Source organism: Thermus composti (assembly GCF_014647535.1).
Taxonomy (GTDB): Bacteria; Deinococcota; Deinococci; order Deinococcales; family Thermaceae; genus Thermus; species Thermus composti.
Genome location: NZ_BMPJ01000006.1, coordinates 46,125 through 66,260, shown reverse-complemented (window position 1 = coordinate 66,260; position 20,136 = coordinate 46,125). Strand labels below are relative to the sequence as shown.

Below are 20,136 nucleotides of genomic sequence, written 5' to 3'. Positions count from 1 at the left end.
CTTAGTCTAGTTCAGGCGCTTCCTGGGGGATGGGGATTTTGGCCAGGGCCTCGAGGGCCTCCCTCAAGACCTCAATCCCCTTCAAAAACTCCGCCACCTCCACGTGCTCGTAAGGGGTGTGGTCTAGGGTGGAGTCCCCGGGGCCGTAGGCCACCATGGGCACCCGCCAGTGGGGGGCTAAGACGTTCATGTCGCTCGTCCCGGTCTTCAGCTTGAAGACCGGCTTCCCCCCGGCCTTGCGGATGGCCTGGCGGAAGGCCCGGGTGAGGGGGGTGTCCTTGGGGCCCTGGTAGGGGACCTCCCGGCCGAAGAACTCCAGCTCCAGGGTGGGCGGGGCGTAGGCGGTGAGGTGGCGGATGGCCTCCTCGGGGGGAAGCCTTGGGGGAAGCCTCAGGTCAAAGAACATCTCCGCCACCTGCTTGAGCTCGGCGGGGTGGATCTTGAAGTCCCTCAGGGTGTACTGCACCTGGTCAAAGGGCTTCTGCCCCACGTTCATGGCCTCGGCCCAGGCCTTGATGGCCACGAAGTAGCTGATGAGCTCCTCGGCGGCGTTGGGCTCGTGGTGGGCGGAGTGGAAGTGGTCCTTCTCCCGCCGCACCTTTACAAGAAGCCTTCCCTTGTACCCCAGGGTGATCCCCTCCCAGCCCGAGGGCTCCCCGATCACCGCGTAGTGGGGCTTGAGCCTTGGGGCCACGAACCGGGCCCCCTTGGAGCTTGGGGCCTCCTCCTCCGTGGCCCCCACCAGGTGGACGGTGAGGCGCTTCCTCGCCTCCTCGGAAAGGCCGGCGGCGGCGAAGATCATGGCCACGAAGGGCCCCTTGGCGTCCACCGCCCCCCGGCCGTAAAGCCTGCCTCCTTCCAGCCTCACCGGCACCACCCCGGGCACGGTGTCAATGTGCCCCAGGAGGACCACCTGGATGGGGCCCTCCCCCACCTGGCCCCGGGCGTTGTCCGCCTCGTCCACGAAGCCCTTGAGGCCCAGCTTCTGCATCCCCTCCGCCAGGTACTCCGCCACCGCCCGCTCTTCCCCGGAGGGGGAGGGGATCTCCAGGGCCCCTTGGAGGAAGGCCACGGGGTCCATCACGTAAGAACCGCCCGCACCGCCTCCACCACCCGCTCCAGGTCCTCCTTTTGGATGACCAAGGGCGGGAGGAAGCGGATCACCGTGGGGCCCGCCTGCAGGGTGAGGACGCGGTGCTCCTTCTCCAGCCTGGCGATGTAGGGGGCGGCCTTCTCCTTAAGCTCCAGCCCCACCATGAGCCCAAGCCCCCGCACCTCCCGGATTTTGGGGGAGGGAATCTCCCGGAGCTTTTCCATGAACCAGGGCCCAAGCTCCGCCGCCCGTTCCCATAGCCGCGTGCGCTCCAGGTAGCGCAGGGCCGCCACCCCGGCGGCCATGGCCAAGGGGTTCCCCCCGAAGGTGGTCCCGTGCCCCCCCTTGGGCATGCTCCGGGCGATCTCCTCCCGCATCACCGCCACCCCCAGGGGCACCCCGCCCCCGATGGCCTTGGCCAGGGTGAGGATGTCCGGCACGATGCCGTAGTGCTCAAAGGCGAAGCGCCGCCCCGTGCGCCCCATGCCGGTCTGGATCTCGTCCAGGATGAGGAGGGCGCCCTTTTCCCAGGTGATTTCCCGCGCGGCCTGGAGGAATTCCTTGGTGGCCGGGCGCACCCCCCCTTCCCCCTGGACGGGCTCGAGGATCAGGGCCGCCGTCTCCTCGTCCACCGCCCGCTTAAGGGCCTCCACGTCGTTGTAGGGGATGAACTCCACGGGCTCCACCAGGGGCAGAAAAGGCTCCCGGTACTTGGGCTCCCAGGTGACGGAGAGGCTGCCCATGGTCCTCCCGGAGAAGCCCCGCATGGCGGCCACGAACTTCTTCCGGCCGGTGTGGGCCCGGGCGAACTTGAGGGCCGCCTCGTTGGCCTCGGTGCCCGAGTTCACCGGGAAGACCCGGTTGAGCTCCGGGGGGAGGAGGGCGGTGAGGGTGCGGTAGAACTCCCCCCGCATGGGGGTGGGGAGGGTCTGGGGCATGGCCATGAGGGTCTCCGCCTGCCGCTTTACCGCCTCCACCACCTCGGGGTTGCCGTGGCCCAGGTTGGCCACCCCGTAGCCCCCCACGCAGTCTATGTACTCGTTCCCCTCGGCGTCCCAGACCTTGGCCCCTTGGCCCCGGACGATGAGGAGGTCGTGCTTGGTGTAGACCCCGGTGTCCAGGGTCTTTTCCGCCTCCAAAAGCGCCCGCCAGTCTTCCATATCCTCCTTAGGCTAGGGGGGCTTCGCCCGGGTGTCAACGGGCCTGGGCGGGGCATTGCTTGTGGTTTTTGAAGAAGCTCTTAGCGTTTTTAAAGCAACTTAAGTTATAGTTAAACCTGGAGGTGGGGCATGCTGACCCTGGTCGGCACCTATCCTCCCATCCATTGCGGCATCGCCACCTTCAACCGGGACCTCCGGGAGTCCCTCTTGCGGGAGGGCCTCCCTTCCCAGGTGGCGGTGGTGGCCCACCCCGAGGAGGTGGGGCTTCCCTTCCCCAAGGAGGTGGTGCGGGTGGTGGCCAAGGAGGACCGGGAGGGCTACAGGGCCCTGGCCCGCCTCCTCCGCGGCCCCGTGATCCTCCAGCACGAGTATGGGCTTTACGGCGGGAAGTGGGGGGATTATGTCCTGGACCTCCTCGAGGCCCAAGGCCCCAAGGTGGTGGTCCTCCACACCCTCCTCAAGGCCCCGCCCCCGGGGCTTTCCCCCGAGGACCTGGCCTACATGCAAGACCTCCTGAGGGCCATGGGAGAGCGGGTCCAGGCCTTCGTGACCCTCCACCCCGAGGGGGAGGGGGTCTTGCGGGCCCAGGGGGTGCGGACGCCCGTGGTCCACATCCCCCACGGCCTCCCCGACCTGCCCAGGCCCCCCAAGGAGACCTTGAAGCGGGCCCTGGGCCTGGAAGGCCATTTCCTCCTGGTGACCTACGGGCTTTTGGGGCCGGGGAAGGGCTTGGAGTTCGCCCTGAAGGTGCTCGCCCGCATTTTGCCCCAAAACCCCAAGGTCCGCTACCTGGTGGCGGGGCGGCTCCACCCCAACCTGGAGCGCAAGGAGGGGCGTAAGTACCTGGATGGAATCCAGGACCTGGCCCGGTCCTTGGGGGTGGGGGAGGCCTTTCTCCTGCGGGAGGGGTACCTTTCCGAGGAGGAGCTTTACCGCCTGGTGGGGGCGGCGGACCTCTTCCTCCTGCCCTATCCCAACCTGGAGCAGGTCTCCTCCGGGACCCTTTCCTACGCCCTGGCCCTGGGCAAGGCGGTGCTTTCCACCCCCTTCTGGCACGCCCGCACCGCCTTGGCCGAGGGGCGGGGGGTGTTGATCCCCATGGAGGAGGCGGCCTGGGCCCAGGCCGTCCTGGCCATGGCCGAAAGCCCCGGGCGCCTAAAGGAGATGGAGGAGAAGGCCTACGCCTACGCCCGGGACCTCACCTGGCCCCGGGTGGCCCGCGCCTACCGGCGGCTTCTTGAGGAGGTGGAAGGTGTTCGGCTTGGCGTGGCTTAGGGCCAGGACGGACGCCCGGGGCCTCCTGGAGCATGCCCGCCAAGGGGTGCCCCTCTGGGCCGAGGGGTACACCACGGACGACAACGCCCGGGCCCTCCTCTACCTGGCCCTCCTCCCCGAGGGGGCCCGGGACGAGGGGCTTTTGCAGACCTACCTCGCCTTCCTCCTTTACATGCAGAAGGAGGACGGCCGCTTCCGGAATGGCCTCACCCCGGACGGCCGCTTTGAGGACGAGGGGGAGGCGGAAGACCCCACGGGCCGGGCCGTCCTCGCCCTGGCCGCCCTCCAGAGCCTCCCCCCGGCCTACGCGGGCCCTGCCCGGGAGGCCCTTCTCCGGGCCCTTCCCGCCCTCGAGGGCTTCGCCTCCTTAAGGGGGCGGGCCTACGCCCTTTTGGGGTTATTGGCCCTGAGGGAAGAGCCTTTTTTGGAGGTGGCCGAGGCCCTGGGGGAAGGGCTCCTTCGCGCCTTCCGGGGGACCGAGCCCGACTGGCCCTTTCCCGGCGACCTCACCTACGCCAACCACCGCCCCGTGGAGGCCCTCCACGCCTACGGCCTCGCCTTCCGCCGCAGGGAGGCCCTGGCCCTGGCCCAAAGGGCCCTCGCCTTCCTCAAGGAGCGCTACTTCACCCCGGGGGAGGGGGGCCTCTTCTTTGACCCCGTGGGCAACCGCTTCATGGCCCGGGGCCAGGAAAAGCCCCTCTTTGACCAGCAGCCCATAGAGGCCAAGTGCGCCCTCCTCGCCCACCTGCGCTTCGGGGAAAGGGCCTTGGCCGAGACCGCCTTCCTCTGGTTCCACGGGCGGAACCGCCTCCAGGTCCCCTTGGTGGACGCCTTCGGCCCCATGGATGGCCTCACCCCCAAAGGCCCCAACCCAAACCGCGGGGCGGAGGCCCTTCTTTCCTACCTCCTTTCCTGGCAGGCCCTGGCCCAAGGGGTCTTCCCCCGGGTGGAGGAGGGGCAGGCCCTGGGGCGGGTCTTCGCCTTGGGGGGGCGGCCGTGAGGGTGGCCATGCTGGCCCCCATCGCCTGGCGGGTCCCCCCCAGGCGCTACGGCCCCTGGGAGCAGGTGGTCTACGACCTCACGGAGGCCCTCCTGGACCTCGGGGTGGAGGTGGTCCTCTACGCCACCTGTGACTCCGAGACCCGGGCCCCCTTGCGGTGCACCGCGGCCAAGCCCCTCTGGGAGGACCCGGAAGCCGACTGGAAGGTGGAGGAGTTTCTCCACATCGCCACGGCCATGGAGGAGGCGGGGGCCTTTGACCTGGTCCACAACCACTACGATTTCATGCCCCTTTACTTCGCCCCCTTCGTGAAGGTCCCGGTCCTCACCACCATCCACGGCTTTTCCAGCGAGAAGATCAAGAAGGTCTACCGCCGCTACGCCGCCCTTCCCCACGTCCACTACGTGGCCATCTCCGAGGCGGACAAGGACCCGGGCCTTCCCTACCTGGGGGTGGTCCACCACGGGGTGGACCCCCGGCGCTTCCGGGTGGGGAGGGGAGGGGAGCACCTCCTCGTCCTCTCCCGCATCCACCCGGACAAGGGGATCAAGGAGGCCATCCTCTTCGCCCGGAAGGCGGGCCTTCCCCTAAAGATCGCCGGGCCCGTCCAGGACGAGGCCTACTTCCGGGAGGAGGTGGCCCCCCTCCTCGGGGACGGGGTGGCGTTTTTGGGCCCCGTGGACCCCGAGACCCGGCGGGCCCTCTTGGATGGGGCCATCGCCCTCCTTCACTTTGTAAACTTTAAGGAGCCCTTCGGTCTCGCCCCGGTGGAGGCCATGATGAGCGGCGTCCCCGTCCTGGCGAGGCCCTTGGGGGCCCTGCCCGAGACGGTGTGCCACGGGGCGACGGGCTTTTTGGTGGAAAGCTGGGAGGCGGCCTTGGACTACCTGGAAGCCTTGAAGCGCCTGGACCGGCTGGCCATCCGCCGCTACGCGGAGGCCCGCTTCTCCCGGGAGCGCATGGCCCGGGACTACCTGGAGCTTTACCGGAAGGTGGTGGGAGCGTGAAGACCTTCGCCCTGGTGATGGCGGGCGGGCGCGGGGAGAGGCTTTGGCCCCTTTCCCGGGAGGACCGCCCCAAGCCTTTCTTGCCCCTCTTTGAAGGGAAGACCCTCCTTCAGGCCACCCTGGAGCGCCTAGGCCCCCTTGTTCCTCCCGAGAGGACCTTCCTCGCCGTGCGCCAGGACCAGGAGGCGGTGGCCCGCCCCTACGCCCAAGGGGTCCACCTCCTCCTGGAGCCCATGGGCCGGGACACCGCCGGGGCGGTGCTCTTGGGGGTGGCGGAGGGCCTAAAGCGGGGAGCCGAGCGGCTTCTCATCCTCCCCGCCGACCACTACGTGGGGGACGAGGAGGCTTACCGGGAGGCCTTGGCCACCATGCTGGAGGCGGCGGAGGAGGGCTTTGTGGTGGCCCTGGGCCTAAGGCCCACCCGCCCGGAGACGGAGTACGGCTACATCCGCTTAGGCTCCAGGGAGGGGGCCTGGTACCGGGGGGAGGGGTTCGTGGAAAAGCCCTCCTACGCCAAGGCCCTGGAGTACATCCGCAAAGGCTACGTCTGGAACGGGGGGGTCTTCGCCTTTGCCCCCGCCACCATGGCGGAGCTTTTCCGGCGCCACCTCCCAAGCCACCACGAGGCCCTAAGGCGCCTCCTCGCCGGGGAGCCCTTGGAGGCGGTCTACCAGGACCTCCCCAAGATCTCCATTGACTACGGGGTGATGGAGAAGGCGGAGAAGGTGCGGGTGGTCCTGGGCCGCTTCCCCTGGGACGATGTGGGGAACTGGCGGGCCCTGGAGCGGGTCTTCGCCCAGGACCCCCACGAGAACGTGGTCCTGGGGGAGGGGCGGCACGTGGCTCTGGACACCTTCGGGTGCGTGGTCTACGCCGACCGGGGCACCGTGGCCACCTTAGGGGTTTCCGGGCTGGTGGTGGCCAAGGTGGGGGACGAGGTCCTGGTGGTGCCCAAGGACCGGGCCCGGGAGGTGCGGGAGCTGGTGAGGCGCCTCGAGGCCGAGGCATGACCGCCTACGTGGCCTTGGGCTCCAACCTTAAGGACCGGGCGGCTTACCTTTTGGAGGGGCTTTCCCGGCTCTCCCGCCTCCCCAAGACCCGCCTCCTCCGCCTCTCCTCCCTCTACGAGACCGAGCCTTTGGGCCCCCCTCAGCCCCATTACCTCAACCTGGTGGCGGAGCTGGAGACGGCCCTCCCGCCAAGGGGCCTCCTCGAGGCCATGCTGGCCATAGAGCGGGCCTTGGGGCGGGAGCGCAAGGAGCGCTACGGCCCCAGGACCCTGGACCTGGACCTCCTCCTCTACGGGGACCTCGTCTTGGAGGAGGAAGGGCTTACGCTACCCCACCCCAGGCTCCACGAGCGGGCCTTCGTCCTCGTGCCCCTTTGCGACCTCATCCCCGAGGGGCGCCACCCCCTTTTGGGGAGGACCTTCGCCGAGCTCCTCGCGGGCCTAGACCCTTCTGGGGTCCGGCCCTATGTGGTATAGTGGGGGTACCGCGGGCAACACCGCGCGAGGAGAAGGAACGTGGAGCTAGAAGCAGGAAACGTGGTGGAAGGGCGCGTGGTTCGGGTTATGCCCTTCGGGGCTTTCGTGGAGCTGCCGGGCGGGGAGCAGGGCTTGGTGCACATCTCCCAGATCGCCCACGAGTACGTGAAAAACGTCCGGGACTACCTCAACGAGGGGGATATCGTCCAGGTCCTGGTCAAGGGGCGGGACGCCAAGGGGCGGCTGGACCTCTCCATCAAGGACCTCACCCCCGCTCCCGAGGGGGCCCCACCCCCAAGGCCCAGGCGGCTTCCCAAGCAGTCCCCCGAGTTTGAGAACAAGCTCAAAAGCTTTCTCCGGGGCACGGGGGGCTTTGGCGGGGGCAAGAAGAAGGGTGGCCGCAAGCGGCGCTAAGGCCTTTGGGTGCCCCCGGGGCTTTTCTCCCCGGGGGCTTTGCCGTAGAGTAGGGGGGTATGGGGAAGCCCCTGGAGGTGACCGACCAGAACTTTGATGAGGTCCTGGGACAAAACCCCTTGGTCCTGGTGGACTTTTGGGCGGAGTGGTGCGCCCCTTGCCGCATGATCGCCCCCATCCTGGAGGAGCTCGCCCAGGAGTACGAGGGCAAGGTCTTGGTGGCCAAGCTGGACGTGGACGAGAACCCCAAGACCGCCATGCGCTTCCGGGTGATGAGCATCCCCACGGTGATCCTCTTCAAAAACGGGCAGCCCGTGGAGGTCCTGGTGGGGGCGCAGCCCAAGCGCAACTTCCAGGCCAAGCTGGAAAAGCACCTGCCCCCTAGCGCATGAAAATCGCCCTGGACGCCATGGGGGGCGACCGCGCCCCCCAGGTGGTGGTGGCCGGGGCGGTGGCCGCGGCCCGGGAGGGGGTGGAAGTTCTCCTGGTGGGCGACGAGGCCCAGGTGCGGGCGGAGCTCGCCCGTTGGGGGGCGGATCTTCCCGTTTGGCACGCCCCGGACCACATCCGCATGGAGGAGGCGGCCACGGAGGTCCGCCGCCGCCCCCAGGCCTCCGTGAGGGTGGCCATGGAGCTTTTAAAGCGGGGGGAGGTCCAGGCGGTGGTCTCCATGGGCCATAGCGGGGCCACCCTGGCCGCGGCCCTCCTCGTCCTCGGGCGCCTTAAGGGGGTGGAAAGGCCTGCCCTCCTTGTGGAGTTCCCGAGCCTTCGGGGCCGCACCTTTCTCCTGGACGGCGGGGCCAACGCCGACTGCCGCCCTTCCTTCCTGGTCCAGTTCGCCGTCATGGGCCTGGCCTACGCCGAGGCCTCGGGGGTCCCAAACCCTAAGGTGGGCCTCCTCTCTATCGGGGAGGAGGAGGGGAAGGGGAATGCCCTCGTCCAGGAGGCCTACCCCCTCCTCGAGGCCGCCTTGGGGGAGCGTTTCTTTGGCAACGTGGAGGGGCGGGACATCTTCCTGGGCACCACGGAGGTGGTGGTCACCGATGGGTTCACGGGCAACGTGGCCCTGAAGCTGGCCGAGGGGGAGGCCAAGGTCCTCCTCACCTGGATCAAGGAGGCCTTGGCTTCCTCCTTCCGGGCCCGCCTTGGGGCCCTCTTGGTTCGGGAGGCCTTCGCCCGGGTGAAGGCCCGAGTGGACCCCGCCCAGTACGGGGCCATGCCCCTTCTGGGGGTGGAGGGGGCGGTCTTCATCGGCCACGGCTCCGCCGACGCCCTGGCGGTGAAAAACGCCCTCCTCAGGGCCAAGGCCCTGGTGGGGGCGGGGCTTTTGCAGAGGGTGCGGGAGCGCCTTTTGTCCCTACACGTCTAGGATCACCTGGGCCCGCCACCTTCCCTGGCTTTTTTCCACCTTTAGGCCGTGGAAGGTGGCGCTCTTCACCTCCCCCTGGAAGCCGAAGGCCTCCTGGAAGGGCTCACCGAAGAGGGTGGCGGTGAGGCGATACCCGTTTTCCGCCTCTTCCACCCGGATGCGGGCCTTCCCCGGGACAAACCCCTTGGTCTGGATCAGGTAGATGAGCTCGTTCAGGTAGCGCACCAGGAGGGTCTCCAGGTCCTCGGCCTCCAGGGCGATCCGCCGCCTCTTCTTCCCCCCTTGGGGCGGGTTTTGGAACATCGCCTGGAGAAGCCCCTTTAGGGCTGCCTCAAAGAGCTCGGGGAGGCTTTGGGCCTCGAGGACAAAGCCAATGTCGGCGGTGTGGTCCAAAGGCCTCACCACCATGGCCCCTCCTTAAGGCCTTCCGCCCCCACCTGGTGGAAGGTCTCGGTCCAAAGCCTTTCGGGGTGGCGCTCCAGGAAGGCGAGGACCGAGAGGGCCTGGGTCTTGTGCTGGGCGAGGGCTTGGAGTTTCCTCGCTAGGGCCCAGTCGGGAAGCCTCAGGCGGTGGGTCACGGGGTAGGGCCCGTCGGGCCGCACGAAGTAGACCACCTGGGCGAGGCCCTGGGCGGCTTGGGTGGCGTAGCGGCTTGCCGCCACGTGGTCGGGGTGGCCGTTGATCCCGTCTGGGGGGAAGGTGATCAGGTAGCGGGGCCTGAGGGCGAGGAGGCGTTCCCTGATGGCCGCTTCCGCCTCGGGGTGGTCCAGGAGGCTTTCCCCGCTCGCCCTGCCCCGCTCCCCTCCTTCCGCCCCTTGGGGGAGGCCGTTGGGGAAGGAGAGGACCTCGAGGAAGTCCACCCCCAGGATCTCCGCCGCCCGGGCGAGCTCCTTCCGCCGCACCTCCCCCAGGGCCTCAGGAGGGCAAAGGCCTAGGGTCCTCCCCGCTTCCCCTTGGGTGAGGGTGAGGATCCCCGTCCTTAGGCCCGCCTCCTTGGCGAGAAGAAGCGCCCCCCCGGCCCCGAAGGTCTCGTCGTCGGGATGGGGGACCACCACCAAGAGGTCCAGCATCAGGGCATGGGGTGGGCGAGGGCGAGCCTGCGCACCTCTTCCCGAAGGGCCTCCGAGGGGCCTTCCGTGAGGGCCCGGTCAATGAGCTCGGCCACCAGGGGCATCTCCTCGAGGGTGAAGCCCCGGGTGGTGATGGCCGGGGTGCCGATGCGGATCCCCGAGGTGATGCGGGGGGGCTTGGGGTCAAAGGGGATGGCGTTCTTGTTCACCGTGATCCCCACGGCGTCCAGCCTTTCCTCGGCCTCCTTGCCGGTGAGGCCCTTGGGGCGGAGGTCCACCAGGAGGAGGTGGTTGTCCGTCCCCCCGGTGACAATGCGGTAGCCCCTCTGGGCGAGCTCCTCCGCCAGGCGCTTGGCGTTTTCCACCACCCGGCGGCTATACTCCTTGAACTCGGGCTGCAGGGCCTCAAAGAAGGCCACTGCCTTCCCGGCGATCACGTGCTCCAAAGGCCCCCCCTGGATCCCGGGGAAGATGAGCTTGTCTATTTTCTTGCCGAGCTCGGGGTCGTTGGCGAGGATGAGCCCGCCCCTTGGGCCCCTCAGGGTCTTGTGGGTGGTGCTGGTCACCACGTGGGCGTAAGGCACAGGGTTCGGGTGGAGGCCCGCCGCCACGAGCCCGGCGAAGTGGGCCATGTCCACCACCAGGTAGGCCCCCACCTCGTCGGCGATCTCCCGGAAGGCCTGGAAGTCCCAGAAGCGGGGGTAGGCGCTGGCCCCGGCCACGATGACCTTGGGGCGGTGCTCCAGGGCCAGGCGGCGCACCTCCTCCAGGTCTATGCGCTCCGTGTCCGGCCGCACCCCGTAGGAGACCACCTTGTAAAGCTTCCCGGAGAAGTTCACCCGGGAGCCGTGGGTGAGGTGCCCCCCGGCGGCCAGGTCCATGCCCATGAGGGTGTCCCCCGGTTCCATCAGGGCCATGTAGACCGCCATGTTGGCCTGGGAGCCCGAGTGGGGCTGGACGTTGGCCCAGGCGGCCCCGAAGAGCTGTTTGGCCCGTTCTATGGCCAAAGCCTCCACTTGGTCAATGACCTCGCACCCCCCGTAGTACCGGGCCCCCGGGTAGCCCTCGGCGTACTTGTTGGTGAGGACGCTTCCCACCGCCTCCCGCACCTGCTTGGAGACGAAGTTTTCGCTGGCGATGAGCTCTAGGCCCTCCCGCTGCCTTTTCTCCTCCAGGGCGATGAGTCCGAAGAGGACCTCGTCCCGCGCGCTGGTCCCGACCATAGGGCGATTATAGCCGGGTAGAATCTTCCCATGAGGGAGAGGATGCGAAACCTCCTTCGCTGGGGTTTGTTCTTCTTAGGGGCGCTCCTTTTGCTGGTGCTCCTTTTTAACTTCCTCCTGGTGCCCGGGGCACCCCCGGGGGCCCTGGCCCCCGGGCGCTGCAGCTACTGGTTTTTTGGCTGGAGGGGGGTGGGCACGGGGGCCTTCTTCCTCGGGGTCCTCCTGCTGGGCTTCCTCCTGGGCCTTGGGCTTGGCCTTTACCTGAAGCGCGATGCGCCTAGAAGGGCTTGAGGCCGAGCGGGCGCGGGTTCGGGCCCTCCTCCTTCGGGGCCTCGAGGCCCTCGCCCGCACCCCCATAGACCCCGCCCCTTTGCGCCAGGCCCTTCTGGACCTGGAAGGCCCCTTCCTCCTCGTGGTGGTGGGGGAGTTTAATAGCGGCAAGTCCAGCCTGGTGAACGCCCTTTTGGGCGAGGACCTCCTCCCCGAGGGGCCCATCCCCACCACGGACCGGATCCAGCTTCTGGAGCATGGGGAGGAGGGGAGGGAGGAAGGGGAGGGCTTCCTCAGGCTCCGCAAGCCCCACCCCCTCCTCAAGGCCCTAGCCCTGGTGGACACCCCGGGGACCAACGCCCTTTTGGACCACCACGAGGTCCTGACCCGCCGCTTCCTTCCCCGGGCGGACCTCATCCTCTTCGTCACCAGCGCCGACCGCCCCCTTACCCGCTCCGAGGCGGAGTTCCTGGGCCTCATCCGGGACTGGGGGAAGAAGGTGGTCCTGGTGGTGAACAAGACGGACCTCCTCTCCGAGGAGGACCGGGAGGCGGTGGCCCGCTACGCGGCCCAGGGGGCGAGGGAGGTCTTGGGGGAGGAGGTGCCCGTGTTCCTGGTCTCCGCCAGGCTGGGCAAGGCGGGAAAGGACGAGGGGCTGGAGCGCCTCAGGGCCCACGTGGCCCGCACCCTCTCGGAAAAGGCCCTTCCCCTGAAGCTGGGGGCCGCCTTGGGGGTTTTGCGGCGCCTCCTTAGGGAAGGGGAGGCGGCCTTGGGCCAGGAGGTAGAGGCGGTGCGGCAGGCCCTGGCCACCTGCGAGGCCCTCGAGGCCCTCCTGGCCCGGCACAAGGAGCGGGTCCGGCGGGACTTCGCCGGCCAGGTGGCCCTGGTGGAGCGGGTCTTCCGGGAGGTGGAGGAACGGGGCCACCGCTTCCTGGACGAGACGGTGCGCCTGGGCCGCCTCCCCGACCTCCTAAACGCCAAGGCCTTCCGGGAAAGCTTCCTCAAGGAGGTGGTCCAGGACGCCGGAGCCAGGCTGGAGCGGGCGGTGGGGGAGGCCTTGCGCTGGCTTGCCCGCAGGGAGGAGGAGCTCCTTCTGGACGCCCTCACCCTCCTCAAGGAGGCCCGTCCCGTCCCCAAGGGGGAGGAGCCCTTCCTCGCCCCCTTGGAGGAGGCCCTCGCCCGCTTCCGCCCCGAGGAGGAGGCGGCGCGGCTTTCCGGCCTGGCCCAGGAGGCGGTGGTGCGCACCCTGGCGGGGGGCGTGGGGGGGCTCGGCCTGGGGGCGGCCCTGACCCTGGTGCTCAAGGGGCTGGTGGCGGACCTCACCGGGCTTTTGGCGGGGTTTTTCGTGGCCTTCCTCACCCTTTCCGTCCTGCCGAGGCGGAAGGAGCGGGCGAAGCGCCTCCTCTCCCAGGGCCTTAAGGAGGCCTACGCCGCCGTGCGAAGGGCCTTGGAGGAGGCCTTGGAGGCGGGCCTTGCCCGGCAGGAGGAGCGCTTCCGGGGGCTTTACCGGGACCGGTGCGAGGCCCTTTTGGCGCGGCTTGAGGAGCTGGAGGGCCGGCGGGCGGTCCTTGGGTCCTTGGCGGAAGAGGCCCATGTGGCTTGAGGCCACCACCCACCCGGGCCTGGAAGACCTCCTTCTAGAGGAGCTTTCCGCCCTTCGCCCCACGGAAGGGGCGGAGGTGGACGCCCGGAAGGGCCGGGTCCGCATCCCTTGGGAAGGCCCTTTGGAGGTCCTTCCCCTGCGCCTCGCTCACCACCTCGTCCTCTTCCGGGCCCGGATGCCCCTTTCCCGGGAGGACCCTTTGAGGGCTTTGGAGCGGGCCGCCTTGGCCCTCCCCTGGCCCGAGCTTGTGGGGGCCCAAAGCTTCCGCGTGGAGGCCCGGCGGGAAGGGGAACACCCCTTCACGAGCCCCGAGGTGGAGAGGCGGGTGGGGGAGGCCCTCCACCGGGCCTACCGCGTGCCCGTGGACCTGAAGTGCCCGGCCGTGCGGGTCCGGGTGGACGTCCGGGGAGAGGAGGCCTTCCTCGGGGTCCAGCTCACGGAAAGGCCCCTCTCCCGCCGCTTCCCCAAGGCGGCCTTTCGGGGAAGCCTCACCCCCGTCCTCGCCCAGGCTCTCCTCCGCCTCTCGGGCGCCCGCCCCGGGATGCGCCTTTTGGACCCCTTCACGGGCTCGGGGACCATCGCCCTCGAGGCGGCGAGCACCCTGGGTCCCGCAAGCCCCGTCTACGCCGGGGACCTGGACGAGGAAAGGCTCAGGTGCGCCCAAGAGGCGGCCCTGGCCTCGGGGCTTTCCTGGATCCGCTTCCTCCGGGCCGACGCCCGCCACCTCCCCCGCTTCTTTCCCGAGGTGGACCGGATTCTCGCCAACCCGCCCCACGGCCTCCGCTTGGGCCGGAGGGAGGCCCTATGGGGCCTTTACCGGGACTTTCTGGAGGGGGCCTTGGCCCTCCTCCCTCCCGGGGGCAGGGTCGCCCTCCTCACCCTGCGCCCCGCCCTCCTCAAGCGGGCCCTTCCTCGAGGCTTCGCCCTCCGCCACGCCCGGGTGGTGGAGCAGGGGGGTGTTTATCCCCGGATCCTCGTCCTAGAAAAGCTCTAGGGCGAGCTTCTCCCCCTCCTCGGGGACGCCCGCCGGGTAGCGGCCGTTGAAGCAGGCGAGGCAGACGGGCCTCCCGATGGCCCGCCTCACCCCCTCCTCCGAGAGGAAGGCCAAGGAGTCCGCCCCGATGTAGGCCCGGATCTCCTCCACGCTCTTCTCGGCGGCGATGAGCTCCTTGCGGGCGGCGGTGTCTATACCGTAGTAGCAGGGGAAGCGGATGGGGGGGCTAGAGACCCGGAAGTGGACCTCGAGGGCCCCCGCCTCCTTAAGCATGCGCACGATGCGGCGGCTCGTGGTGCCCCGGACGATGGAGTCATCTATGAGGACCACCCGCTTCCCCTTCACCGCCCCCGTGGGGGAGAGCTTGAGGCGGGTCTTCAGGTCCCGTAGCTCCTGGGTGGGCTGGATGAAGGTGCGGCCGGCGTAGGGGTTCTTGTAGAGGCCGAACTCCAGGGGAAGGCCGCTTGCCCGGGCGTAGCCCACGGCGGCCCCGATGCCGGAGTCGGGCACGGGGACCACGAGGTCGGCCTCGGCGGGGGCTTCCCGGAAGAGCTCCTCCCCCATCCGCACCCGGGCGGCGTAGGCCTCAGTGCCGTCCAGGAGGCTATCGGGCCGGGCGAAGTAGATCCACTCAAAGGCGCAAGGGGAAGGCGCTGGGGGAAGCACCTGGAGGCTTTTGAGCTCCCCTTCCTCCACCCAGACCACCTCCCCGGGGCGCACGTCCCGCAGGTAGGTGGCCCCCAGGAGTTCCAAGGCCGGGGGCTCGGAGGCGAAGGCGTAGCCCCAAGGGGCCTTGCCCAGGACCAAAGGCCTCACCCCGTGGGGGTCGCGGAGGGCGAGGAGGATTTTGCGGTTCATGAGGAGGACGGAATACCCCCCCTCTAGGAGCCGCATGGCCTCGGCGGCGGCCTCGGGGAGGGAAAGGTGGGCGAGGCGGGCGAGGAGGAGAAGCATCACCTCGGTGTCCGAGGTGCTCTGGAAGGTGGCCCCCTCCTGGAGGAGCCGGTCCCGCAAGGGCTTGGCGTTGGTGAAGTTGCCGTTATGGGCGATGCCCAAGACCCCGTGGGCGGTGCGGGCGGTGAGGGGCTGGGCGTTGAAGCGCAGGTTGGAGCCCGTGGTGGAGTAGCGGGTGTGGGCGATGCCCAGGCGGGCTTCCGGCAGGCGGAGCTTTTGCAGGCGCTCCTCGGTGAAGACCTGGTTCACGAGACCTAGGTCCTTTTCCACCAGGAACGTTTGGCCGTCGCTCACGGCGATGCCCGCCGCCTCCTGGCCCCTATGCTGCAGGGCGAGAAGCCCTAGGTGCAAAAGCCCCGCCACGTCCAAGGGGCTTTCGCTCCAAAGCCCCAAGACCCCGCACTCCTCCCTGGGCTTATCCATCCAAGACCTCCCGCAAGGGGCGTTGCCAGAGGGCCTTAAGCTCGGCCACCTCCCACTCTAGCACCCCCTTGGGGGTGAGGACCGTGAGGGTCTTCCCCCCGGTCTCCCCCAGGATGCGGTAGGGGAGGCCCCGCTCCTCCAGGAGGAGGGTGGCCTCCTGGAGCCGGGCCTTCTCCACGGTGAAGAGGATGCGGCTTGGGGCCTCGCCGAAGAGGGCCTCGAGGCCTTCTTCCCGCACCTCCACCGTGGCCCCAAGGCCGTAGGGGAAGGTCATCTCCGCGAGGGCCACAAGAAGCCCCCCCTCCGCCACGTCGTGGGCGGTCTGGGTGAGGCCTGAGGCGATGAGGTCCCGGATCGTTTCCTGCACCGCCTTCTCCCGCCTAAGGTCCAGGGCAGGGGGGTGGCCGAACTCCTCCTTGGTGAGGAGGTAGAGCACCTCGCTCGCCCCAAGGGACCCCCTTTCCTCTCCAATGAGGACCACCACCTCCCCGGGGCGCCTAAAGCCCATCTCCGCCCGGCGCCTTACGTCCAGGACCCCCACCACCCCCACCATGGCCGTGGGGGGGATGCGGCGGCCCCCCGCCTCGTTGTAGAGGGAGACGTTCCCCGAGACCACGGGGACCCCTAGGGCGGCGCTTGCCTCCTTTAGGCCCTCTACCGTCTCCTTGAGCTCGTAATAGCCTTCCGGGGTCTCGGGGCTTCCCAGGTTCAGGCCGTCGGTGTAGGCGAGGGGCCTCGCCCCCACCACGGAGACGTTGCGGCAGGCCTCGGCCAGGGCGTGCATGGCCCCAAGCCGGGGGTGGAGGCGGCTATACCGGGGGTTTTGGTCCACCTTGGCGGCCACGCCCAGGTGGGTCCCCTTGATCCAGAGGATGGCGGCATCCCCTTGGCCGGGGAGGAGGGCGGTGCGGGTCCCCACCTGGTGGTCGTACCGCTCGTAGACCGCCTCGCGGCTTGCCAGGTTGGGGGAGGCGAGAAGCCCTTTTAAGACCTCCTTGGGGTCCGCCTCGAGGGGCGGGATGGGCCTTTCCCGGAGGCGCCTTATCTCGGGGTCTTCCTGGGCCAGGCGCACGTAGGTGGGGGCCTCTGCCAGGGCCTCGGTGGGGACCTCGGCCACCACCTTCCCCCGGTATAGGACCCGGAAGACCCTTTCCGGGATGGTCCTGGCCACGGGGACGCAGTCCAGGCCCCACCTGCGGAAGACCGCCTCCAGCTCCGCCTCCTTGCCCGCCTTGGGCACCAGGACCATGCGCTCCTGGCTTTCCGAGAGGAGGAGCTCCTCGGGGGCCATCCCCTCCTCCCGGGTGGGGACGAGGTCCAGGTTGAGCTCCACCCCGAGGCCCGACTTGTGGGCGAGCTCGGCCAGGCTACTGGTGAGCCCCGCCGCCCCCATGTCCTGGACGCCTTCCACCAGGTCCCGTTCTATGGCCTCGAGGGTGGCCTCCATGAGGAGCTTCCCCAAAAAGGGGTCCCCCACCTGGACGGCGGGCCGGTCCTCCTCCTTCTCTTCCTTGAGTTCCCGGCTTGCGAAGGCCGCCCCCCCGATCCCGTCCCGGCCCGTCTTGGCCCCGGCGTAGTAGATGGGCCGGCCCAAGGAGGCCCGGCTTTTCTTCAGGTGCTCCTCCTTAAGAAGCCCCAGGCACATGGCGTTCACCAGGGGGTTTTCCCGGTAGCCCTCGTGGAAATAGAGATCCCCGCCCACCGTGGGCACGCCGATGGCGTTGCCGTAGAAGGCGATCCCCGAGACCACCCCTTTGAAGAGGTAGCGGCTTCGCCCCTCGGGGGGGCCAAAGCGGAGGGAGTCTAGAAGGGCGATGGGCCTCGCCCCCATGCTCATGATGTCCCGCAGGATCCCCCCCACCCCGGTGGCCGCCCCCTGGAAGGGCTCCACGGCGGAGGGGTGGTTGTGGCTTTCTATCTTGAAGGCCACGGCCCAGCCCTCGCCGATGCGCACCACGCCGGCGTTCTCCCCGGGGCCCTGGAGGACCGCCTCCCCCTCCTTGGGCAGTTCCTTGAGGAGGGGGCGGGAGTTCTTGTAGGCGCAGTGCTCGCTCCACATCACCTTGAAAAGGAGGAGCTCCACCCGGTTGGGCTCCCGCCCAAGCCTCTGGAGGATCTCCCGGTACTCCTCCTTTGGGATCCCGATCTCCTCGGCCAGGGCTTCCATCATTCCAGGAGAGAAAGGAGTTCCCGGTGGTCCTTCACCTTGGCCGTGGGCTTAACCTCCCCGTTCACCTCCCTCAGGCCCACGTACTGCACCGCCCAAGGGTAGCCGGTGGCGAAGGCCCCCTTGATGTCCGTCTGGGGCAGGTCCCCCACGTGCAAGGCCTCTTCCGGGGCCACGCCTAAGGCCTCGAGGGCCGTCTGGAAGGCCTCGGGCCTGGGCTTCACGAAGCCTGTCTCGTCGGAGAAGCTATAGGCCAGGAAGACGTCCAGGCCCTGCCGCTTCAGGTGCTCCCTCAGGAGGCGGCCCGGGGTCATGCCGGTGTCGGAAACGAGGGCCAGGGGGTACTTCTTGGCGAGGTCCTTAAGGACCTCCACCCCGGGAAGGGGCTTAAGGTCCACGAGGAGAGAGGTCTCCTCCAGCTTCCTTGCGGTGAGGGCGATGAGGCCGGGGTCGTGGGGGGCGCCGAGGAGGGCGAAGATGCGGGCGACCCGCTCGTAGACGGACATGTGCTCCCCCGCCTTCCAGGCCTCCTCAAAGGCCAAGGCCGCCTGCCGGTAGGCCTCCCGCACCTCGGCCTCCTCCGCCGGGTGGCCCGCCTCGGAGAGGGCGTCCAGGAGGACCTCGTAGCGGGCGGGCATGACCCGTTCCAAAAACGCCTCCCCCTCGGTGAAGAGGGTGCCCCAGAAGTCAAAAGTGATGGCTTTAGGTTTCACCGTACCACCTCCTTGACGAGCCCCAGGAAGAAGGGAAGCCCGTCAGCGTTGCCCAAGACCTCGTCCACGGCCCTTTCGGGATGGGGCATCAGGCCGAGGACGTTGCCCCCCTCGTTCACGATCCCGGCGATGTCGTGAAGGCTCCCGTTGGGGTTGTAGTCCGCCTCGTCCTTTAGGGGGGCGTAGCGGAAGACCACGAGGCCTTCCCCCTCGAGCCGGGCCAGGGTTTCGGGATCGGCGTAGTAGCGCCCCTCGGCGTGGGCGATGGGGAGCCTAAGCACCTTTCCCCTTGGGTAAAGCCGGGTGAAGGGGAGGTCGTTCCGCTCCACCTGCACCCCCACCTCCTTGCAGGTGAAGTGGAGGTTCAGGTTGGCGAGGAGGGCCCCCGGCAGAAGCCCGGCCTCGGTGAGGATCTGGAAGCCGTTGCAGACCCCCACCACGTACCGCCCTTCCTCGGCGAAGCGGCGCACCGCCTCCATCACCGGGCTCTTGGCGGCCAGGGCCCCCGCCCTCAGGTAGTCCCCGTAGCTAAACCCCCCGGGGAGGAAGACCCCGTCAAAGCCCTTCAGGTCCCTTTCCGTGTGCCAGACGTACTCCGCCCGGATCCCCACCTTCTCCAGGGCGAAGCGGGCGTCCTCGTCGCAGTTGGACCCGGGGAAGCGGACGATGGCCCACCTCATAGTTCCCTCAGGGCCTCCAGGGTGTAGACCTCCATCACCGGGTTGGCCAGGAGGCGCCCGATGGCCTGGGCCTTCTCCTCGGCCCTTTGGAGGTCCTCCGCCGGGAAGACCACCTCCAGCACCTTCCCCACCCGCACCGACTCCACCTCCTGCCCCAGGTCGCGAAGGACCCCTTCCACCGCCCGGCCCTGGGGGTCCAGGATCCCGTCTTTGAGCTCAATGAGGAGCGTGGCCTGGTACCTCGGCATCTACCCTCCCAAAACCCGCCTTAGGACCTCCTGGTAGGCCTCCTCCACGCCCCCTAGGTCCTTGCGGAAGCGGTCCTTGTCCAAAGGCTCCCCGCGCTCGTCCCAAAGGCGCATGGTGTCGGGGCTGATCTCGTCGGCGAGGAGGATCTCCCCGTTCCTCCTTCCGAACTCCAGCTTGAAGTCCACGAGCTCTAAGCCCCTTTGGGCGAAGAAGCCCTTGAGGAGTTCCCCCACCCTTAGGGCGGTGGCCTTCACCGCCGCAAGCTCCGCCTCCCCCGCAAGCCCCAGGGCCAAGACGGCGTTCTCGCAGATCAGGGGGTCGCCTAAGGCGTCGTTTTTCAGGGAGAACTCCACTAGGGGCGCCTTAAGCGGGGCCCCCTCCTCTAGGCCGTAGCGCCGGGCGAAGCTTCCCGCCGCCCTAAAGCGGAGGATGACCTCTAGGGGGAGGATCTCCACCCGCTTCACCCGCATCTCCCGCTCGGAGACCTCCTCCAGGAAGTGGGTCCTGACCCCGTGGGCCTCGAGGTAGCGGAAGAGGGCGGCGGAGACCCGGTTATTCACCACCCCCTTGCCGGGGATCACCCCCCGTTTTTGGGCGTTAAAAGCCGTGGCCTCGTCCTTGAAGTAGACCCTCAAGGTGTCCGGGCCTTCCCGGTAGAGCACCTTGGCCTTGCCCTCGTAGAGCTTCTCCATGCCTCTCCCTCAAGGGGCCCAGGGCCCTTTGCTCCCATTGTAGGGCACAAGGGGGGTATGCGCCTGGCCCTGGCGCCTTTGCGCCTCTTTCAGCTCCATCCCGGGTACCCGAAAATGGGGCATCCTTTCCCTGACCCCGTGGGCACGAGGGGGCGCCCTTTTTCCGGGGGCTCTCCAGCTAGCCCCTTGGGGGCTAGCCCAGGACCGCGGCGCTAGGAGCGGCGGGGGGTGGTTTCCCCGCATGTCATAGGATCGCTGGGGTAAGATCTACTTAAGGACACCCGCACTTTTACC

22 protein-coding genes are annotated in these 20,136 nt (G+C 68.7%); 11 read left to right on the top strand and 11 right to left on the bottom strand.

Features of this window, described 5'->3' with window-relative positions; all coding sequences use genetic code 11:
* Position 1: 1 nt before the first annotated feature.
* Positions 2 to 1,081 carry a [LysW]-lysine hydrolase gene (locus IEX93_RS03570; protein ID WP_188846548.1) on the bottom strand — a complete coding sequence of 360 codons (1,080 nt, stop codon included), beginning with the start codon at positions 1,079 to 1,081 and terminating at the stop codon, positions 2 to 4.
* A complete protein-coding gene (lysJ, locus tag IEX93_RS03565; RefSeq protein WP_188846546.1) occupies positions 1,081 to 2,253 on the bottom strand; it encodes a [LysW]-aminoadipate semialdehyde transaminase LysJ in 1,173 nt (390 codons plus the stop codon). Before lysJ ends, IEX93_RS03570 begins: the two co-directional genes overlap by 1 nt.
* A gap of 129 nt (positions 2,254 to 2,382) precedes the next feature.
* Here lysJ and IEX93_RS03560 point away from each other — a divergent pair, with 129 nt between their 5' ends.
* From IEX93_RS03560 to plsX, 8 genes are read left to right on the top strand one after another with little or no spacing between them, the layout of a single operon-like run.
* Entirely contained in the window at positions 2,383 to 3,528 is a 1,146-nt protein-coding gene (locus IEX93_RS03560; protein ID WP_188846544.1) for a glycosyltransferase family 4 protein, read from the top strand.
* Positions 3,506 to 4,528 (top strand): mannosyltransferase, encoded by a 1,023-nt coding sequence (locus IEX93_RS03555; RefSeq protein ID WP_188846542.1) that lies wholly within the window; start codon positions 3,506 to 3,508, stop codon positions 4,526 to 4,528. The genes IEX93_RS03560 and IEX93_RS03555 overlap by 23 nt, the downstream gene beginning before the upstream one ends.
* Positions 4,525 to 5,535, top strand: coding sequence for a glycosyltransferase family 4 protein (locus IEX93_RS03550; RefSeq protein ID WP_188846540.1), 1,011 nt, complete (start codon positions 4,525 to 4,527; stop codon positions 5,533 to 5,535). Before IEX93_RS03555 ends, IEX93_RS03550 begins: the two co-directional genes overlap by 4 nt.
* The gene (locus IEX93_RS03545) at positions 5,532 to 6,545 is read left to right on the top strand and encodes a mannose-1-phosphate guanylyltransferase (RefSeq protein WP_188846538.1); all 1,014 of its coding nucleotides are present in this window, start codon (positions 5,532 to 5,534) and stop codon (positions 6,543 to 6,545) included. Before IEX93_RS03550 ends, IEX93_RS03545 begins: the two co-directional genes overlap by 4 nt.
* On the top strand, positions 6,542 to 7,021 hold the full coding sequence (folK, locus tag IEX93_RS03540) for a 2-amino-4-hydroxy-6-hydroxymethyldihydropteridine diphosphokinase (protein ID WP_188846535.1): 480 nt from the start codon (positions 6,542 to 6,544) through the stop codon (positions 7,019 to 7,021). The genes IEX93_RS03545 and folK overlap by 4 nt, the downstream gene beginning before the upstream one ends.
* Positions 7,022 to 7,060: 39 nt before the next feature.
* Positions 7,061 to 7,435, top strand: a complete 375-nt coding sequence (locus IEX93_RS03535; RefSeq protein ID WP_188846533.1) for an RNA-binding protein S1 — start codon at positions 7,061 to 7,063, stop codon at positions 7,433 to 7,435.
* Positions 7,436 to 7,494: 59 nt separating this feature from the next.
* The gene (gene trxA / locus IEX93_RS03530) at positions 7,495 to 7,827 is read left to right on the top strand and encodes a thioredoxin (protein WP_188846531.1); all 333 of its coding nucleotides are present in this window, start codon (positions 7,495 to 7,497) and stop codon (positions 7,825 to 7,827) included.
* A complete protein-coding gene (gene plsX, locus IEX93_RS03525; RefSeq protein WP_188846529.1) occupies positions 7,824 to 8,804 on the top strand; it encodes a phosphate acyltransferase PlsX in 981 nt (326 codons plus the stop codon). The genes trxA and plsX overlap by 4 nt, the downstream gene beginning before the upstream one ends.
* Here plsX and IEX93_RS03520 read toward each other — a convergent pair.
* The 3 genes from IEX93_RS03520 to glyA are packed head-to-tail and all read right to left on the bottom strand — an operon-like array spanning position 8,793 to position 11,097.
* Entirely contained in the window at positions 8,793 to 9,212 is a 420-nt protein-coding gene (locus tag IEX93_RS03520) for an archease (protein WP_188846527.1), read from the bottom strand. The genes plsX and IEX93_RS03520 overlap by 12 nt on opposite strands.
* Positions 9,203 to 9,871 carry a PIG-L deacetylase family protein gene (locus IEX93_RS03515; protein WP_188846593.1) on the bottom strand — a complete coding sequence of 223 codons (669 nt, stop codon included), beginning with the start codon at positions 9,869 to 9,871 and terminating at the stop codon, positions 9,203 to 9,205. The genes IEX93_RS03520 and IEX93_RS03515 overlap by 10 nt, the downstream gene beginning before the upstream one ends.
* A gap of 2 nt (positions 9,872 to 9,873) precedes the next feature.
* The gene (gene glyA / locus IEX93_RS03510; RefSeq protein WP_188846525.1) at positions 9,874 to 11,097 is read right to left on the bottom strand and encodes a serine hydroxymethyltransferase; all 1,224 of its coding nucleotides are present in this window, start codon (positions 11,095 to 11,097) and stop codon (positions 9,874 to 9,876) included.
* Between the two features lie 30 nt (positions 11,098 to 11,127).
* Between glyA and IEX93_RS03505 the strand changes: the two genes are divergently transcribed.
* Genes IEX93_RS03505 through IEX93_RS03495 form a run of 3 tightly spaced genes read left to right on the top strand, consistent with a single transcriptional unit; the run spans position 11,128 to position 13,964 of the window.
* Positions 11,128 to 11,388, top strand: a complete 261-nt coding sequence (locus IEX93_RS03505) for a hypothetical protein (protein ID WP_188846523.1) — start codon at positions 11,128 to 11,130, stop codon at positions 11,386 to 11,388.
* A complete protein-coding gene (locus IEX93_RS11705; RefSeq protein ID WP_188846521.1) occupies positions 11,369 to 12,970 on the top strand; it encodes a dynamin family protein in 1,602 nt (533 codons plus the stop codon). The genes IEX93_RS03505 and IEX93_RS11705 overlap by 20 nt, the downstream gene beginning before the upstream one ends.
* Positions 12,960 to 13,964 carry a THUMP domain-containing protein gene (locus IEX93_RS03495; protein ID WP_188846519.1) on the top strand — a complete coding sequence of 335 codons (1,005 nt, stop codon included), beginning with the start codon at positions 12,960 to 12,962 and terminating at the stop codon, positions 13,962 to 13,964. Before IEX93_RS11705 ends, IEX93_RS03495 begins: the two co-directional genes overlap by 11 nt.
* Here IEX93_RS03495 and purF read toward each other — a convergent pair.
* Genes purF through purC form a run of 6 tightly spaced genes read right to left on the bottom strand, consistent with a single transcriptional unit; the run spans position 13,950 to position 19,842 of the window.
* Entirely contained in the window at positions 13,950 to 15,341 is a 1,392-nt protein-coding gene (purF, locus tag IEX93_RS03490; RefSeq protein WP_188846517.1) for an amidophosphoribosyltransferase, read from the bottom strand. The genes IEX93_RS03495 and purF overlap by 15 nt on opposite strands.
* Positions 15,334 to 17,508 (bottom strand): phosphoribosylformylglycinamidine synthase subunit PurL, encoded by a 2,175-nt coding sequence (gene purL, locus IEX93_RS03485; RefSeq protein WP_188846515.1) that lies wholly within the window; start codon positions 17,506 to 17,508, stop codon positions 15,334 to 15,336. The genes purF and purL overlap by 8 nt, the downstream gene beginning before the upstream one ends.
* Positions 17,508 to 18,221 carry an HAD family hydrolase gene (locus tag IEX93_RS03480; protein ID WP_188846513.1) on the bottom strand — a complete coding sequence of 238 codons (714 nt, stop codon included), beginning with the start codon at positions 18,219 to 18,221 and terminating at the stop codon, positions 17,508 to 17,510. The genes purL and IEX93_RS03480 overlap by 1 nt, the downstream gene beginning before the upstream one ends.
* Positions 18,218 to 18,901 carry a phosphoribosylformylglycinamidine synthase subunit PurQ gene (purQ, locus tag IEX93_RS03475; protein ID WP_188846511.1) on the bottom strand — a complete coding sequence of 228 codons (684 nt, stop codon included), beginning with the start codon at positions 18,899 to 18,901 and terminating at the stop codon, positions 18,218 to 18,220. The genes IEX93_RS03480 and purQ overlap by 4 nt, the downstream gene beginning before the upstream one ends.
* Positions 18,898 to 19,149: a phosphoribosylformylglycinamidine synthase subunit PurS gene (purS, locus tag IEX93_RS03470; protein ID WP_188846509.1), complete on the bottom strand. Its 252-nt coding sequence runs from the start codon at positions 19,147 to 19,149 to the stop codon at positions 18,898 to 18,900. Before purS ends, purQ begins: the two co-directional genes overlap by 4 nt.
* A complete protein-coding gene (gene purC / locus IEX93_RS03465) occupies positions 19,150 to 19,842 on the bottom strand; it encodes a phosphoribosylaminoimidazolesuccinocarboxamide synthase (RefSeq protein WP_188846507.1) in 693 nt (230 codons plus the stop codon).
* Positions 19,843 to 20,136: the final 294 nt, after the last annotated feature.

Bases quoted from the DNA above. Each gene is read 5' to 3' on its own strand.
- IEX93_RS03570 (WP_188846548.1), bottom strand. From the start codon at position 1,081: ATGGACCCCGTGGCCTTCCTCCAAGGGGCCCTGGAGATCCCCTCCCCC.
- lysJ (WP_188846546.1), bottom strand. From the start codon at position 2,253: ATGGAAGACTGGCGGGCGCTTTTGGAGGCGGAAAAGACCCTGGACACC.
- IEX93_RS03560 (WP_188846544.1), top strand. From the start codon at position 2,383: ATGCTGACCCTGGTCGGCACCTATCCTCCCATCCATTGCGGCATCGCC.
- folK (WP_188846535.1), top strand. From the start codon at position 6,542: ATGACCGCCTACGTGGCCTTGGGCTCCAACCTTAAGGACCGGGCGGCT.
- trxA (WP_188846531.1), top strand. From the start codon at position 7,495: ATGGGGAAGCCCCTGGAGGTGACCGACCAGAACTTTGATGAGGTCCTG.
- plsX (WP_188846529.1), top strand. From the start codon at position 7,824: ATGAAAATCGCCCTGGACGCCATGGGGGGCGACCGCGCCCCCCAGGTG.
- IEX93_RS03520 (WP_188846527.1), bottom strand. From the start codon at position 9,212: ATGGTGGTGAGGCCTTTGGACCACACCGCCGACATTGGCTTTGTCCTC.
- glyA (WP_188846525.1), bottom strand. From the start codon at position 11,097: ATGGTCGGGACCAGCGCGCGGGACGAGGTCCTCTTCGGACTCATCGCC.
- IEX93_RS03505 (WP_188846523.1), top strand. From the start codon at position 11,128: ATGAGGGAGAGGATGCGAAACCTCCTTCGCTGGGGTTTGTTCTTCTTA.
- IEX93_RS11705 (WP_188846521.1), top strand. From the start codon at position 11,369: ATGCGCCTAGAAGGGCTTGAGGCCGAGCGGGCGCGGGTTCGGGCCCTC.
- IEX93_RS03495 (WP_188846519.1), top strand. From the start codon at position 12,960: ATGTGGCTTGAGGCCACCACCCACCCGGGCCTGGAAGACCTCCTTCTA.
- purF (WP_188846517.1), bottom strand. From the start codon at position 15,341: ATGGATAAGCCCAGGGAGGAGTGCGGGGTCTTGGGGCTTTGGAGCGAA.
- purL (WP_188846515.1), bottom strand. From the start codon at position 17,508: ATGGAAGCCCTGGCCGAGGAGATCGGGATCCCAAAGGAGGAGTACCGG.
- purQ (WP_188846511.1), bottom strand. From the start codon at position 18,901: ATGAGGTGGGCCATCGTCCGCTTCCCCGGGTCCAACTGCGACGAGGAC.
- purS (WP_188846509.1), bottom strand. From the start codon at position 19,149: ATGCCGAGGTACCAGGCCACGCTCCTCATTGAGCTCAAAGACGGGATC.
- purC (WP_188846507.1), bottom strand. From the start codon at position 19,842: ATGGAGAAGCTCTACGAGGGCAAGGCCAAGGTGCTCTACCGGGAAGGC.